The sequence below is a fragment of the Autumnicola patrickiae genome (genome assembly GCF_031846525.1).
In the GTDB taxonomy this organism is placed as follows: Bacteria; Bacteroidota; Bacteroidia; order Flavobacteriales; family Flavobacteriaceae; genus Autumnicola; species Autumnicola patrickiae.
Genome location: NZ_JAVRHM010000007.1, coordinates 18175 through 33866 on the forward strand (window position 1 = coordinate 18175; position 15692 = coordinate 33866).

Sequence of the window (15692 nt, forward strand, 5' to 3'; positions counted from 1 at the left end):
AAGAATATATGTCGAATTTGAAAATCGAGGGTCGCACCCGTGCTCAGGAAAGTTCCAGTGCTATAGAGCGAATGTATATTACTATGCGCCACCTTTTTAACAGGGGGTTTTATAAACCTATGGGTGTTTCAGGAGAAACGCTTAGAGAGGCTTTATTAACACTTAGACCAGAAATTTATGGATCTGTGGCGGGAGATAAAGCAGAATTACACGGACTTCTATACGTTATAGATAGGCTTCCAAAAGGGATTGAAGAATGTCGTTATATCAACCTTACCAGCGATGAGGGTTATGGGAATTCCCATTTTAAACCAATTATCCCTCCAAAAAGACGCCGGAACTGTTACCGTATAGACGATGAACAGATGAATATCGAAATTACCCGTGGTCGTTCAGAAATATATGATATTCTCACTCACCTCACATTTTTGTTTATAGAGTCTCATAAAATTATGCGCCGTGTGGTGATAGATGAGGAGGGAAGTGTAACCCGCGACTGGCAAAAACTGGAAAAAGCTGTTTTACAAACCGAAGATCTTACTCAGGCAGAGCGGGAAGTAGCGTTAACACATACTGCAAATATTCTTGGAAGGACATTTAATGAAGTTACTACCATATATCCTAAATTTTCCCTTCCCGAGAATCAGGAGCGCTTTTTAAATATTATTTACTGGTTGGGGAAACTCGCAATTTCAGAAATAGTAGAGAACAACAAGCGGCTTATCACTTTTAGCCAGGTACTGCGGGAGCGTTTGGGACAACATATACATGGCGAAATTTGGGCAGATAAAATCAAGCAATATTTACTTGCCGAAAATCTTACACATCGTCCAATACACATTATCAGTGCCAATATGCACAGCGTAATGAATACACTATTTACTCCTGTTGCTCTTAAAGCCGAATTAAAAAAGAAGAAGCCATTGGGCGTCTACGAAGATTTAAGTGATAGCGGGAACGGGCCTTTGCGTAATAAAGTGGCCAAGGCAGCGCTCAGTAATGGAATGAAGTTCATTGAAGATGATAGCGGTACCAATATAGATGTGCAGGTTTTTGACACCGCAAAACTTGAAGATGGTTTTAAAGTTAAAGGTTTTGCTGAAAAACCCGAAGAAGAGAAGCCGGTAATAATTGTAATGGATTATGCCTTTGGAGAACAGGCCTACGAAACAATGGATGAGCTTTTAAAACCCTATTCTTTTGAGGATGATGAAATCCATATGAATGTAAAATCCATTTCGATTATGGGTAAAGCAGGAATACTTGAAGGTGCAAAAGGGGATATTATGGTTCCTACGGCACATTTATTTGAAGGAACTGCAGATAATTATCCTTTTAAAAATGAACTTTCAAAAGAAGATCTGGAAGGTCATGATATTCATGTGGTAGACGGTAGTATGATTACGGTTTTGGGAACTTCCCTTCAAAATAAGGACATTTTAAGGTTTTTTCACGATTCCACCTGGAATGTGAGCGGACTTGAAATGGAAGGGGCGCATTACCAAAAAGCCATACAGGCAGCGGCAAAGTTACGCGGCAATATAGATGGCGATGTAAAGGTACGCTATGCTTATTATGCATCAGATAATCCGCTGGAAACAGGAAGTACGTTGGCTTCGGGAGGTTTAGGAACTACGGGTGTAAAACCAACTTATCTTATTACCGAAAAAATTCTCGAGCAAATATTCAATTCTTAAAATAAAATTATGCAGGCAGAACAGACACCTCTAAAAGACTGTTTTTTAATAAAACCTTCCATATTTACAGACAAGCGCGGGATATTTCTGGAAAGTTATAATCGTAAAAAATTTGCAGAAATAACGGGAATAGAAGATGAGTTTGTTCAGGATAACCAGTCTGTGTCGAAATTTGGGGTTTTAAGGGGCATCCATTTTCAAACCGGAGAATTTGCACAGGCAAAAATAGTACGGGTGATTCACGGGAAAGTACTGGATGTTGTGGTAGATTTGCGACCAGGTTCACAAACATTTCAAAAGACGTACAGTGTGGTGCTCGATGATCAGAATTTACACCAGTTATATGTTCCAAAGGGATTTGGACACGGGTTCCTTACCTTATCTGAAACCTCTGTTTTTGCCTATAAATGTGATAAATATTATACACCGGGAGCAGAATCTGGAATTATTTATAATGACCCGAACCTCAATATTCAATGGAATTTTCCTGAAGAAAAAATGATTATTTCAGATAAAGATATGCAGCAGCCAACTTTTAAGGAGCAATTTAAATGAAATCTATTCTAGTTACAGGAGCTTCAGGGCAATTAGGCAGGTGTTTTGAGAAGCTGTCTTCGCAGTATAGTCAGTTTGATTTTGTGTTTATGAGTTCTTCAGAATTGGATATTACCAATAAATGCGATCTCACCCATTTATTTGCTGCAAAAGATTTTGATTACTGCATAAATTGTGCAGCTTATACAAATGTCGAAAAAGCAGAATCTGAAAAGGAGAAAGCTTTTAAAGTGAATGCCGAAGCACCTAAAATACTGGCCGATATTTGCCATTTTTCGAACACCACTTTATTTCATTTTTCTACAGATTATGTCTTCAACGGAAATTCAAAAATGCCTTATGCTGAAGATGATAAAACCGACCCCATTAATGTTTACGGCGCTTCCAAGCTAAAAGGAGAGGAAAATATACGGAAATCTGCAGATAAATACTTTATTTTCAGGACTTCCTGGCTTTATTCGGAATTTAATCATAATTTTTTCAATACAATCCTTAGAAAAGCTGAAGAAAAAGCAACTTTAAACATTACCACTGCTCAAAAAGGAACCCCCACCAATGCAAATGACCTTGCGCAGCTGGTAATGCAAATTATCGTCTCGGAAAATGCCAATTATGGAGTTTATCATTTTAGCAACGATGGGGAAGCCACCTGGTACGACTTTGCGGAAGCTATTTTAGAAATTTCGGGAAATACTGAAGTTTTAGAGCTTAATAAGGACAATTCTTATAAAACTGTAGCTAAACGACCCGAATATAGCGTGTTGAGCAAAAAAGAAGTACAGCAAAATTTCAATATTCCATTAATCCACTGGCGGGAAAGCCTGGAACAATTGTATAATTCTGCAATTTCAAAGAAAAGTTCCTGATGCCAGCTTCGGTTTTGGAAAATTTAAAAGGCATAAGGACGGATCATTCAACTTTGGTTTCCATAATAATGCCTGCCTACAATTCCGCCGAATTTATTACTGAAGCTATTCTTTCTGTTCAAAAACAAACATATTCCAACTGGGAACTTCTGGTTATTGATGATGCTTCTAAAGATTTTACGCTCTCAAAAGTCCGGACTCATGCAAAAGAAGATCCACGCATCAAACTTTTTGAAAACAAGAAGAACAAAGGCACAGGTTATAGCCGCAATAAGGGAATTAAAGCCGCTAAGGGCGATTTTATTGCTTTTCTGGATGCAGATGACCTCTGGAAGGTGAACAAGCTGGAAATGCAGCTGGAGTTCATGAAGAGCAACGAGCTCTCTGTTTCCTATTCCAGCTACGAACGTATTACCGAAAATGGGCAAAAACGGAACGAGATTATAGAAGCGCTTCCGTATTTAACCTATGAAAAATTACTTAAAGCCAATTACATTGGAAACCTTACCGGCATGTACGATGTGGTGCAACTTGGAAAAATTTATGCTCCCGAGGTGAGGAAACGGCAGGACTGGGCTTTATGGCTGGAGGCAATAAAAAAAGGAGGAACAGCCAAGGGATTAAAGGAGCCGCTGGCACTCTATCGCTTGAGGAGAAATTCTGTTTCAGGAAATAAACTGGAAATGCTTGGGCACAACTTCAATATCTATTATCGTGTGCTGGGTTTCAGTTTCTTTAAAAGCCTGAAATATATGGGTATATTTTTAAAAGAGCAGTTAGTGGTAAAAACGCGGCAGTTAAAACCGATTAAATAAGGGAGGTGAATTGTTTAAGTTTTCCGCTTTTGCTCCGTTGGAGCGTGTCTTTTCTTTCAAATTCTACTTTTAAATCTTTACCCACATATCTTTGAATGGCTGAAGTAATCTTCTGAATTTGATTTTCAGAAAAATCATTCTCACTAACGTACTCAATTTTAAACGAATCTAGCGCCGTTTGAGTGATTACAAACTCTTTAATACTTCCGGTATCGGTAATTATGGTTTTTGTAACGTAGTAAAATGTAAGTCCCGGTACCACTTTACCATTTGCTAAATGGGCGATATCATTGGTGCGGCCAATAAGTTTTTGAAGTTTGGGATGTTTAAAAGTACTCGTTTCAGATAAAATGCCGGTGTCGCCAATATCATAACGAATCATGGGATGTGCCTTATTGTACAGCGAAGTAATCACCACCCGTCCTTCTGCTCCCAAAGGCAGGATATTATTTTTTTCATCGAGAATCTCCACATAAAGATCTTCAGAATTTACGATCCAATCTTTTTCAGGATTTTCAAAAGCGATCAGCCCAACTTCACTGGCGCCATATTCATTTAAAACCGGAACACCCAACGTTTCTTCCATCAGGATTTTGTCGTTTTCAAAAAGACGTTCAGAAGTAACAATGCAAACCTTTAGGCTGGGACAAATTTCCTTCAGAATAATATTTTCATTCTTAAGAAATTTTGCGAACAGTAGAATTGCACTGGTATAACCATTTATATATTCAAATTTGGTTCTTTTGAAGCGTTGCAGAAACTTCTGCATTTTCGCATCACTTAAATTGAAAATATTAAACCTCCGTCGCAGGCTGATACGATCTTTTACGCGCTCCTGTATATTTCCGTAGAAATCCAACGGAATCCCATAAAACCTGGCCTGTAAAGACTTGTTGAGGTCTATCCCGTGCCAGTGATAGCGATTATTAAAACCGGCCCAACTTAGAGCATGGGAAAAACGGTCTTTGGCAAAAATAAACGGCTGCCCGCTGCTGCCTGAAGTTTTTCCCACATAAGTAGTTTTGCGGCTGCTATAGCCCTTGCTTAGACGATTTTGTAAAGGCTGCTGAAGATCAGTCTTTTTCATTACAGGAACATCTGCCCAGTTTTTGCAATTCTTTTTAGGACAGAACTGTCTGTAAAATGTATTATTTTCGATGTGGAATTTTAGAATAGAGTTACGCTGTTCCTCAAGATATTCCTGATATTTCTGCTCCGGAATTTCCTGGATTTGTTGCAACAATTTTTCTGCCCGGTTAATTGGGAAATTGTTAAGCTGTAAAGAAAGCCTGAACCACTCCAAATGCTTTAATTTCGTTTTTTGTAAAAAATAATTGGTGCTTCAATTTACAAACAATTATTTTTGGCGCAACAACTAAAACAGTTCCAGATGAAAATATTAATTCTTGGCGCCGGTGGCCGTGAACATACCTTTGCATATATGATCTCTCAAAGCGAGCGATGTACTGAACTTTTTGTGGCTCCGGGCAATGCGGGAACTTCAGAAATTGCTGAAAATGTAGATTTAAAAGTCACAGATTTTGAAGCAATTAAAAGTTTCGTGCTGGAAAAAGGAATTGAAATGCTCGTTGTAGGGCCCGAAGATCCCCTGGTGGAAGGAATAGCCGATTTCTTTTCTCAAAATGAGCAGCTTAGGAATGTGAAATTAATTGGCCCGTCCAAGAGAGGAGCTTTGCTGGAAGGAAGCAAGGAGCGTGCTAAGGAATTTATGTTGATACATAAAATCCCTACCGCAGCTTATGAAAGTTTTACAGAAGAAAGCCTCGAAGCAGGAAAATCTTTCCTTGAAACGCTGGATGCACCTTATGTACTTAAAGCCGATGGTCTTGCTGCGGGAAAAGGTGTGCTAATACTGGATGATCTCGAAGAAGCGAAAGCAGAACTCGAGCGCATGTTGGCTGGTAAAAAATTTGGCGCAGCCAGTGCTAAAGTCGTAATCGAAGAATTCCTGGATGGAATAGAGCTGAGTGTGTTTGTTTTAACCGATGGAAAGAATTACAAAATCCTCCCAACAGCCAAAGATTACAAGCGAATTGGCGAGGGCGATACCGGACTAAATACTGGCGGAATGGGTGCGATTTCCCCGGTTCCTTTTGCAGATAAGGAGTTTATGCAGAAAATTGAGGAGCGTATCGTAAAGCCTACGGTTGATGGATTAAATGAAGAAGATATAAGCTATAAAGGCTTTATTTTTATCGGACTCATAAAAGTAAATGATAATCCTTACGTTATTGAATATAATGTGAGAATGGGTGACCCAGAAACTGAAGTTGTGTTACCAAGAATAAAATCTGATTTGGTGGAGGTTCTGGAAAAAACCTTCGACTCAAAATTGGATGAAGTTAATCTTGAAATAGACGAACGTGCAGCGGCTACAGTGATGATGGTTTCTGGGGGATATCCCGAAGCTTATGAAAAAGGAAAGGAAATTACGGGATTAGATAAAGTAGAAGATTCAATTGTTTTCCATGCAGGAACAAAAATGGAAGATGGAAAAGTAGTAACAAGTGGTGGCCGCGTTATAGCCATTACATCCCTGGATAAGGATTACAAAAAGGCGCTAAAAAAATCTTACCAAAATGCAGAAAAACTACATTTCGATAAGATGTATTATAGAAAGGATTTAGGTTTTGACCTATCCTAAAAAGGAATGTGCTTTGGGATCCCTGTTTTCTTCGTTGTTGTCGTTAAAACCTTTTAACTGCTTCATCCAGTAAAGGAAAGCGACAAAACCAATAATTACAAAGAAGAAATTAAGTGCATTAGCCAGGAACCAGGATTCAAGCTCCAGTTCACGTATCCAATCCAGCGGAGCAAACAGGACGTTTACAAATAGATCCTCAATTCCTTCAAATAAATCTTTCATGGTATAACTTTGTTATATTAATTGTTACAAAAATATAAAAAACGGCAATGCTAACAAGCTTTTTTGGCAAATCAACTCCTGTTAATATTATTGCAGTAGTGATTTTTATGGCTGCTTTCTTTGTTTTCGCCAACTTCGATCCCTTAATTGCCGATTTTAATTTGCTGCCATTTTTAGAAAAACTGGCGGTTCTGGTCATTTTTCTTCTAAGTGTGCTGGTGCTTAATTTTATAGCGCAGAAGAATGAACTTACTAAAAGAAGTGCCTATAAAATCCTGCTTTTTGCTGTTTTTGCAACTTCTTTTCCGGCGCTGCTAAAGAATGACCAGGCGATAATTGCCAATTTCTTCATTCTGCTTTCTTTCCGAAGAATTATTAGTTTAAAATCGCGAAAAGTAGTCCAAAAGAAGATTTTTGATGCTACTTTTTGGATTTGTATCGCCTCTTTATACTATTTCTGGTCGATTTTATTCTTGATTGTGGTCTTTGCAGGTATAGTTTTCTACGCGGCCTATATCAAGAATTTCCTTATCCCGATAATTGCCTTTTTGGCGGTTGCTTTAGTAACCGAGTGCGCTTATCTTCTGGTTTACGAAAGTTTCTACCATTTTTCAGATTGGTTCCAGCCCATGAATTTTCAGTTTGAAAATTATCAGGATCTGGCGCTTTTAGTTCCGTTAAGTATTATTCTTGCGGTTTTAATCTGGACCATGTTTTTTTACTTTTCGGTTATTCAAAAGGCGAGTATTACCCGGCGGCCAGTCCTTAATCTGGTGATGTTAAGTCTGGGAACGGCAATTTGTATAGCAATGCTTTCCCACAACAAGAACGGCAGTGAATTTATATTTTTCTTTGTGCCGCTAAGCATTATCGCCTCCAATTATTTTGGCAATAAAAAAGACAGGATTTTCAAAGAAATACTGCTGCTTCTACTTATCCTTATGCCGCTTTGTATTCCGTTTATCTTTTAAACTGAAGAGAATTTTTCAGTGGAAAATTAGCCCTTCAGAAAAGTTATTTCAGATTTGCCACACTTCAAAACTATTGTAAATTATAATACCTTTGCACTAAGCTGAAGTTAAACCACAGGAAAAAGATATACCATGTTTTCAGATAAAGCCAATCACATTTTTCAGGAAGTAATCGAGAAGTACCACGAGACTGATAGTGTAGACCAGAATTTTGAAAATCCTTATGACCAAAAGGAGGATTTAATTGGTCACCTTTTTTACAGGAAATGCTGGATTGATACCGTACAATGGCATTATGAAGACATTATTCGGGATAAAAATATAGATCCTGAAGCTGCTTTACAGCTAAAACGAAAAATAGATGCTTCCAATCAGGACCGTACAGATACGGTAGAATATATCGACAGTTTTTTTCTGGAAAATTTTAAAGAAGTAAAACCCAAAGACGACGCTACAATTAATTCAGAAAGTCCGGCCTGGGCGATAGATCGTTTATCGATCCTGGCGCTCAAAATTTATCATATGGGTGAAGAAGCCAATAGAAATGATGCTTCACAGGAGCATCAAATGGCTTGTAAGGCAAAACTGGATGTTTTACTGGAACAGCGTGTAGATCTTTCTACGGCAATTAATCAATTACTGGAAGATATCGCCAACGGGGATAAATATATGAAGGTTTACAAGCAAATGAAAATGTATAACGACGAAGAACTTAATCCTGTTCTTCGTGATAAAAAATAATTTGTAATGAAAAATGAACCTTCTAATATTTCCTCCGGCAGCGATCGCGCTGTGGAAAAGAAGGTTCATATCCTGGTGATTCGCTTATCTGCCATGGGTGATGTGGCGATGACTGTGCCGGTTATCCGAACGTTAGTAAATACGTATCCGCAGTTAAAAATTACGGTTTTAACCCGCGGATTTTTTGCGCCAATGTTTAAAGATCTTCCGAATGTTTCTGTTTACGAAGCAGATGTATATGGCGTACACAGTGGTGTAATTGGACTTGGACGACTGGCGAAAGAGCTGCGGGATGAGGAAATAGATATGGTTGCCGATCTTCATGATGTGCTTCGCAGTAATGTACTGAATTCTGTTTTTTATCTCTTCGGAATCCCGGTAAAGCAAATTGATAAAGGCAGAAGTGAAAAGAAAGCCCTTACCCGCGCTGAAGACAAAGTTTTTAAGCAACTGAAATCCACACATCAGCGCTACGCCAATGTTTTTGAAGAGTTAGGCTATCCAATTGCACTGAAGGATCACGAGTTCAACACCAAATTTGCCCTTTCTGAAGAAGTAAAAGCGATTACCGGCGCTCACGACAAAAAATGGCTCGGAATTGCGCCTTTTGCACAACATTCTTCCAAATCATATCCTTCAGATTTAATGGAAAAAGTGCTGAATGAGCTTCAGCAGGAAGAAAATGTGAAAATTTTCCTGTTCGGTGGTGGCGCTGAAGAACTTCCGAAGTTAAAGGAGTGGGAAAAACAATTTTCAGAAGTAAAATGTGTGTCAGGAAAAATCTCTTTTGAAGAGGAGCTGGCGTTAATTGCCAATTTAGATGCCATGCTTTCTATGGATAGCGGCAATGGGCATTTAGCGGCTATGTATAATGTGCCGGTAATCACAATTTGGGGCCTGACACATCCTTATGCAGGCTTTGTTCCTTTTAATCAGCCTCCTAAGCACTCATTTTTGCCCAATTTGGATAAATTTCCTCTAATTCCCACTTCAATTTACGGAAAAAAGATTCCTGAGGGTTATGAAAATGCAATGCGAAGCATTCCGCCGGAAGCCATTGTCGAAAAAGTGCTTAATATCCTTAAATAATTAGAAGTCCTTTAAGCCCGCTCAAAGCGAGGGTCGAAAATTGCCAATTTTCGACCTGTATTAAATTCAGCATTAGACATCGTCATAATCCACCTTCAAAGTAGGTGTGGTAGGCTGTGCCTGGCATGTTAAAATTAGTCCTTCTTCCAGCTCATCATCAGTAAGAATCTGGTTCTTTCTCATTTCTGCCTTTCCTTCAGTAATTCTGGCAATACAGCTGCTGCAGATTCCGCCCTGGCAGGAGTAAGGAACATCAAGATCGTGCTCCAGCGCCGCCTCCAGCACTGTTTCCTTCATATCCATCGTCATAGTCGTCTCTTCATCGTCTACAAGGATCGTTAATTCGGTCTGCCCTTCAACATCTGCCTTTACTTCTCCAGTATCTTCACTGGAAAATAATTCAAATAAGATTTTATCTTCAGGTATACCGTTTTCCTGTAAAATTCCGGTAACAAAATTGATCATTTGTTCGGGTCCGCACAAGTAGAACGCCTTAATAGACTGATCTTTAAATTTATTTTTGACAACAAAATTGACAGTGCTTTTTTCTATACGTCCAAAATGGGCGTTTTCTTCACGTGACCGGCTATAAACAAATTCTATAAATAATCTATCTGGAAATTTTGTCTGAAGATCCAGAAGTTCTTTAAAAAAGATGGTTTCTTCTGGGGATTTATTTCCGTAGGTAAGGATAAACCTGCTTTTAGGCTCTTCAAACAGCACTGTTTTTATGATAGAAAGAACGGGAGTAATACCGCTACCGGCAGCAAAGGCTGCGTAATTATTAACATCATCGGCGGGAGTCAAGACAAATTTCCCTTCGGGCGGATGTACTTCCAATATATCTCCTGCCTTAAGTTTGTTATTGGCAATAACCGAAAATTTACCTCCTTCAACCTCCTTTACCGTAACCTTAAAATCTTCGCTTTCAGGAGCTGAACAAATGGAATAAGCTCTTCTCACTTCTTCCTCTCCAACAGCAGTTTTTATCGTGATGTACTGGCCTGCTTTAAAGTTAAACTCCCCTTTTAAATCCTGCGGAATCTCAAAAGATAAGCTTACAGCCTGAGGAGTTTCACGAATTACTTCTTTAATTTTTAGCGGATAAAATTGACTCATCAAAAAAAATTTATTTGCAAAAATACAAAGTATAGCTGTTTTTAAAGTGTAACAAATCGCTAAAATTCTATACTTGTAATAAAAGACCAGCAAATTATGTTTAAACTGTTTTTCTCCCTGGAATGGAAGGCCTTTTTCAGGTCGGCCAGTTTTGGAAAAAGTATAGGACTTAAAATTTTCCTTCTTTTTATGGCGCTTTACTTTGCCGGATCATTTTTGGTGCTGGGAATAGGGCTATATCCAATGCTTAAGGAATTTTATCCAGATCAGGATCCTCTGGAGGTGGTCAACCGGTATGTATTGCTATGGCTTTTAGGTGAACTAATTTTCCGGTTTTTATTACAGACTTTGCCGGTGATAGATATAAAGCCTTTGCTAAACCAGCCAATTCCAAAAAGGAAAGTGGTAAATTTTGTACTCGCTAAATCACTTTATTCTTTCTACAATATACTTCCGCTTTTTGTTATAATCCCGTTTGGAATCTTTTGTATGGTGGAAAGCGATTACGCAACTATTGAAATTCTTGCGTGGATGCTTGCTGCGTATTCGCTTAGCTTGTGTGTGAATTTCACCAATTTCATCCTTAAAAAACGCTTTACAGACGATCTGAAGGCGCTTATACCTTTTATAATTGTTGTGGCCGTTCTTGCGGCGCTGGATTATTTTGGAATTTTTCAAATCACGGTATTATTTGGAGAAGCTTTAAACTTTGTGGTGGCTCACCCATACCTCGCTTTTGTTCCTGTAATCCTTCTGGTTCTACTTTATAAATGGAATCAGTTAAACCTGGAAAAGAAGTTTTACCTGGATGCAAACCTGAAGCAGAAAGCGAAAGCTGCAGATACCAGCGATTTTGTCTGGACCCGGAAATTCGGCAGCATTGCCCCTTTTCTTCAGCAGGATTTAAAGCTGATCTGGCGAAATAAGAGACCGAAAACCACCGTCTATCTGGCTCTTTTCTTTGTTTTCTATGGGCTAATATTCTATAAGGTCGAAGAGCAGGAAATGTCTGCATTCATTGTTATGATTGGAATTCTAATTACCGGCATGTTTATGATGAATTTTGGCCAATTTATTCCCGGTTGGGATTCTTCATATTATTCCATGATCATGGCCCAGAATATCCCTTTAAAGCAATATCTTGCATCAAAGGCCGGGTTAATTACCTTTAGCGTAGTGGTACTGGCAATTTTATCTACCCCTTACGTTTATTTTGGCTGGAATATTTTATTGCTGAATATGGTTTGTGCGGTCTATAACATTGGGGTAAACGTTCCGCTATTACTTTATGCCGGCTCTTTTAACAAAAAGAGGATTGATTTGGATAAAAGTCCGTTTATGAATTATCAGGGTACCGGCGCCGCCCAATGGCTGGTAGCCCTTCCTTTAATGATAATCCCGATGCTTATCTTCTGGGTCACCAATAAATTCCTGAATTTTAATGCAGCTCTAGGTATTTTAGCATTCCTGGGACTTATTGGCTTGTTTTTAAGGTCTAAGCTGCTGGATTTTCTTGCAGGTGCTTACAAAAAGAGGAAATACGCAATGATTCAAGGCTTTAAACAAAGCGGCGAATAAAAAATAATATTATGATAACAGCAACAAATCTTTCCAAGGCTTACGGCGGAACAAAAGTTCTGGATATTGAGCATCTGGAAATTCCTTCAGGCCAAAATTTTGGTCTTGTAGGAAATAACGGAGCCGGAAAAACCACATTTTTCAGCCTTCTTCTGGATTTGATCCAGCCCAGTACGGGTAATATTTTTAATAATGATATTACGGTAAGCCAGAGCGAAGATTGGAAACCTTTTACTTCTTCTTTTATAGATGAAAGTTTCCTGATTGGATACCTTACTCCGGAAGAATACTTCTACTTTGTAGGGGAGCTAAGGAATAGAAACCGTGCAGACATTGATTCCTTTGTTGCGCAGTTTGAAGATTTTTTTAATGGCGAAATCATTGGCAGAAGTAAGTATCTTCGGGATCTTTCCAAGGGAAATCAGAAAAAAGTAGGGATAATCGCCGCGCTTATTGGTAACCCCGAAGTCGTCATTCTGGATGAACCTTTTGCAAATCTGGATCCCACTACACAATTCCGTTTAAAGAAAATCCTGAAGGATTTATCTGAAGTTTCAGGAACTACCGTATTAATTTCCAGCCATGATCTAATTCACGTGACCGAAGTTTGTGAACGGATTGTGGTTTTGGATAAAGGAATAATTGTAAAAGATATTCAGACTTCAGAAGCAACACTAAAAGAACTCGAAACATATTTTGCCGGGGAGCAGGTTGAGGCAGAGGAGCCAAAAGAGGGAATCTAAGTTGCTGCACTTTGTGTTTGTAAAAAGAAGCGTATTTTTGCACACTAAAGTACCTGTTTTTGAGTTATGCATGGTACTAAGAAATCGCTGATTTTGAACAGATTTACCCGAATTCCTTTTCTTATTTTAATCGTGAGCATCATATTTAGCTGTTCCCGAAGAAAGGATACTTTCCTTAGCCGCAACTGGCACGCTGTAACTACAGAATATAATACGCTTTACAACGGGAGTCTTGCGCTGCAACAGGGTCGTGAAGAATTAAACCAGAATTATGCCGATAATTACTGGGACATTCTGCCTGTTGAAAGAATGCAGATCGATCAAAATATCACGCTTCCGGACAGTATTAGAAACCAAAATTTTGGAAGGGCAGAGGAGAAGGCGGTAAAAGCAATCCAGCGTCACTCGATGTTGATTGATGGTAAGGAACGTAATCCGCAGATAGATGAAGCTTACCTGTTGCTGGGAAAAGCCCGTTATTTCGATCAGCGTTTTGTTCCTGCCCTGGAAGCCTTTAATTATATTCTTCACAAGTATCCTGCAAGCGATAATATAAATTACGCACAAATCTGGCGGGAGAAGACCAACATGCGTCTTGAAAATGAGAGGCTGGCAATTAAAAATTTAAAGCGGATTATCAATAACTATAACCTCGAAGAGCAGGATTTGGCAGATGCCAATGCCACTCTAGCCCAGGCCTATATTAATCTGGAACACCAGGATAGCGCAATTGCTCCGTTACAGACTGCTGCTGAATACACCAAAAAGAATGAAGAAAAAGGAAGGTATTATTTTATTCTGGGACAGCTTCACAATTTCCTGGATCAGCCAGAGCAGGCAAATATTGCTTTTGATGAAGTAATTGATCTTAACAGAAGGTCTCCAAGGATTTATATGATAAATGCCCAGGTACAGAAGGTGCGCAACTTCGACTATGATTCAGGAGATATTCAGGAGTTACGGGAATTACTCACAGACCTGGAAGAAGACAGGGAAAACCGGCCTTTCCTGGATAAAATTTACTTTCAGATTGGGGAATATTATAACAGACTCGACTCTACAGATCTTGCCATTGAATATTACAATAAATCCCTTCGCTCACCCCGCAGTGATGCTTACCTAAAATCCATCAACTACGAAATTTTGGCAAATATCAACTTTGATAACAGGGAATACCGGGAGGCAAGTTTGTATTTTGACAGTACATTGGCAACAATGTCCCCTCAACTGAGGGAATTCAGGACTATTAAGAAGAAAAGAAATAACCTGGAGGACATTATTCAGTATGAAGAAATTGCTGAAAAAAATGATAGTATTCTAAGAATAGCCAACCTTTCAGAAGAAGAACAGATTGCCTATTTCACAACCTACACTACCGACCTAAAAGCTACGTATACTGAAGAGGTACTTGCCGGAAGAAATGATCTGGCATTATCACAAAACACTTTTGGCCCTGCAGTTCCAATGGCTGGAAATACTTCAGGCCCTGTGAGTAATTTCTATTTTTACAATGAATCCCTTGTAAACAATGGTGCGCGTGAATTCCTGCGAACCTGGGGTAGAAGAGAACTTTCAGATAACTGGCGATGGGGAGATAATAATATTTCTGCCGGTACAGAGCAGGTACAAAATGACTTTTTGGAGATTGATATAGCAACAGATCCTCGTTTTGATGCCATGTCTTACGTGAGTCAAATTCCGGATGATCCTTATATTTTGGATAGTTTAACAAGGGAACGGGATTTTGCCTATTATCAACTGGGGATTATCTACAACGAGAAGTATGGGGAGTTCGATCTGGCTTCAGCAAGACTGGAGGTGCTTCTGGAAAATTTACCGGAAGAACGTCTGGTACTACCGGCAAAATATAATTTGTATAAAGCTTATCAGGCATCTGACAGATTTCAGGAAATGGAAATTATGAAGGAGGATATACTTCAAAATCATCCGGATTCCCGTTACGCTGCTTATATTGAAAATCCGCAGAGCCTTGCTGAAAATGGCAATTCTCCCGATGCTGCTTATGATGACATCTATAGAAAGTTTGAAGCAGAAGAATATGCTGAAGTCATTGCAGAAACTACTGCTTTGGCAACTCAATATACGGGTGATGAAATTGTTCCAAAACTGGAACTGCTAAAAGCTATGGCAATTGGGAGGCTGCATGGTTTGGCAGATTACAAAAAAGCATTAAATCAGCTCGCACTAACATATCCTCAAACCGAAGAAGGAAAAAAGGCGCAGGATATTTATAACCGGACGATTCCCCAGTTGGAAAGTCTTACTTTTGCTGAAGAAAATGAGCAAAGCAGCTTTAAACTTTTATATGCTTTTGGTGTGAATGAAGAAGAGGAAATGTTTAAACTGAAGGAGAAAATCGACCAGGCGCTGGTGGATTTAAATTACGATCAACTTTCGGTTTCAATAGATGTTTATGATCCTGATATAAATTTTGTAGCGGTGCATGGGCTTAAGCGCAGAGAGACTTCTCTTGGTTTTGCTGAATTGCTTCAGATAAATAAAGATTACAGGGTGGAGCGGGAACCAGTTGTTATTTCGAATGAAAACTATAGAATAGTTCAGATTCAGAAGAATCTTGAAGCGTATCTGGATAGATTTAATGAATAAATT

At 38.9% G+C, this 15692-nt stretch carries 14 protein-coding genes; 11 read left to right on the forward strand and 3 right to left on the reverse strand.

From position 1 onward, the window contains the following. The first annotated feature begins 8 nt into the window (after positions 1–8). From RM549_RS07495 to RM549_RS07510, 4 genes are read left to right on the forward strand one after another with little or no spacing between them, the layout of a single operon-like run. Positions 9–1697: a DUF6909 family protein gene (locus RM549_RS07495; RefSeq protein ID WP_311683342.1), complete on the forward strand. Its 1689-nt coding sequence runs from the start codon at positions 9–11 to the stop codon at positions 1695–1697. A gap of 9 nt (positions 1698–1706) precedes the next feature. Then, a complete protein-coding gene (rfbC, locus tag RM549_RS07500; RefSeq protein WP_311683344.1) occupies positions 1707–2252 on the forward strand; it encodes a dTDP-4-dehydrorhamnose 3,5-epimerase in 546 nt (181 codons plus the stop codon). After that, complete coding sequence (gene rfbD / locus RM549_RS07505; RefSeq protein WP_311683346.1) at positions 2249–3118, forward strand: dTDP-4-dehydrorhamnose reductase; 870 nt, start codon at positions 2249–2251, stop codon at positions 3116–3118. The genes rfbC and rfbD overlap by 4 nt, the downstream gene beginning before the upstream one ends. Next, complete coding sequence (locus tag RM549_RS07510; RefSeq protein ID WP_311683348.1) at positions 3118–3933, forward strand: glycosyltransferase family 2 protein; 816 nt, start codon at positions 3118–3120, stop codon at positions 3931–3933. The genes rfbD and RM549_RS07510 overlap by 1 nt, the downstream gene beginning before the upstream one ends. On the opposite strand, the gene RM549_RS07515 is transcribed toward RM549_RS07510, so the two are convergent. Further along, the gene (locus tag RM549_RS07515) at positions 3926–5236 is read right to left on the reverse strand and encodes a phenylacetate--CoA ligase family protein (RefSeq protein ID WP_311683350.1); all 1311 of its coding nucleotides are present in this window, start codon (positions 5234–5236) and stop codon (positions 3926–3928) included. The genes RM549_RS07510 and RM549_RS07515 overlap by 8 nt on opposite strands. Positions 5237–5323: 87 nt before the next feature. Here RM549_RS07515 and purD point away from each other — a divergent pair, with 87 nt between their 5' ends. Continuing rightward, positions 5324–6598, forward strand: coding sequence for a phosphoribosylamine--glycine ligase (gene purD, locus RM549_RS07520; protein ID WP_311683352.1), 1275 nt, complete (start codon positions 5324–5326; stop codon positions 6596–6598). Here purD and RM549_RS07525 read toward each other — a convergent pair. Next, positions 6590–6820: a DUF6341 family protein gene (locus RM549_RS07525; protein WP_311683354.1), complete on the reverse strand. Its 231-nt coding sequence runs from the start codon at positions 6818–6820 to the stop codon at positions 6590–6592. The genes purD and RM549_RS07525 overlap by 9 nt on opposite strands. Before the next feature lie 47 nt (positions 6821–6867). Between RM549_RS07525 and RM549_RS07530 the strand changes: the two genes are divergently transcribed. The 3 genes from RM549_RS07530 (at position 6868) to RM549_RS07540 (ending at position 9621) form a co-directional block, all read left to right on the forward strand. After that, on the forward strand, positions 6868–7791 hold the full coding sequence (locus RM549_RS07530) for a DUF6427 family protein (RefSeq protein WP_311683356.1): 924 nt from the start codon (positions 6868–6870) through the stop codon (positions 7789–7791). Between the two features lie 132 nt (positions 7792–7923). Further along, positions 7924–8532 (forward strand): DUF4254 domain-containing protein, encoded by a 609-nt coding sequence (locus RM549_RS07535; RefSeq protein ID WP_311683358.1) that lies wholly within the window; start codon positions 7924–7926, stop codon positions 8530–8532. Between the two features lie 6 nt (positions 8533–8538). Beyond that, positions 8539–9621, forward strand: a complete 1083-nt coding sequence (locus tag RM549_RS07540; protein ID WP_311683360.1) for a glycosyltransferase family 9 protein — start codon at positions 8539–8541, stop codon at positions 9619–9621. A 72-nt stretch (positions 9622–9693) separates the two neighbouring features. On the opposite strand, the gene RM549_RS07545 is transcribed toward RM549_RS07540, so the two are convergent. Next, the gene (locus RM549_RS07545; RefSeq protein ID WP_311683362.1) at positions 9694–10740 is read right to left on the reverse strand and encodes a 2Fe-2S iron-sulfur cluster-binding protein; all 1047 of its coding nucleotides are present in this window, start codon (positions 10738–10740) and stop codon (positions 9694–9696) included. Positions 10741–10836: 96 nt separating this feature from the next. Here RM549_RS07545 and RM549_RS07550 point away from each other — a divergent pair, with 96 nt between their 5' ends. The 3 genes from RM549_RS07550 (at position 10837) to porW (ending at position 15689) form a co-directional block, all read left to right on the forward strand. Beyond that, entirely contained in the window at positions 10837–12318 is a 1482-nt protein-coding gene (locus RM549_RS07550) for a DUF5687 family protein (RefSeq protein ID WP_311683364.1), read from the forward strand. An 11-nt stretch (positions 12319–12329) separates the two neighbouring features. Beyond that, positions 12330–13061 (forward strand): ABC transporter ATP-binding protein, encoded by a 732-nt coding sequence (locus tag RM549_RS07555; RefSeq protein WP_311683366.1) that lies wholly within the window; start codon positions 12330–12332, stop codon positions 13059–13061. A 93-nt stretch (positions 13062–13154) separates the two neighbouring features. Beyond that, complete coding sequence (porW, locus tag RM549_RS07560; RefSeq protein ID WP_311683368.1) at positions 13155–15689, forward strand: type IX secretion system periplasmic lipoprotein PorW/SprE; 2535 nt, start codon at positions 13155–13157, stop codon at positions 15687–15689. The last annotated feature ends 3 nt before the right edge of the window (positions 15690–15692 follow it).